Below are 401 nucleotides of genomic sequence, written 5' to 3' on the forward strand. Positions count from 1 at the left end.
CGATGGACTGGTGTCGCTGAAGTTCGATGGACAGAAGCAGCCGATCGACGTGCACCTGAACGGCTGCAACGAAATGGTCTGTGTCGGCATGTTGCCGGTCGGCCCCGTCATGCGCCGACAGATCTCGCAGAATGCGACACCGGCGATCTCCTATTCGACAGTCGACGGCCAGACGATCACCGTGACTGCAACGCTCAAGGGGCTGTCAGAGGCCCTTTCACCACTCAAATAATCGGGGCATCACCATGAGCCAGCAGGACCAGTTCACGTCCGCGAAACGCACTCCGGCCGTCGAGGCGGATCGGCAGAGGCGGGCCCAGCCCCCAAGGCGGCGCTGGCCACGCGTGGCCGGATATTCATTGCTGGGATTGGTCGTGGCGGGACTTGGCTTCGCCGCCGGG

1 protein-coding gene is annotated in these 401 nt (G+C 63.3%); it reads left to right on the forward strand.

The features are described from left to right. Positions 1 to 232, forward strand: a 232-nt coding sequence (locus EN906_RS37080) for an invasion associated locus B family protein (protein ID WP_206529308.1), incomplete at its 5' end; no start/stop codon positions are given. Between the last annotated feature and the right edge of the window lie 169 nt (positions 233 to 401).

Origin of the sequence: Mesorhizobium sp. M7A.F.Ca.CA.004.06.1.1 (genome assembly GCF_003999135.1) — a bacterium.
Taxonomy (GTDB): Bacteria; Pseudomonadota; Alphaproteobacteria; order Rhizobiales; family Rhizobiaceae; genus Mesorhizobium.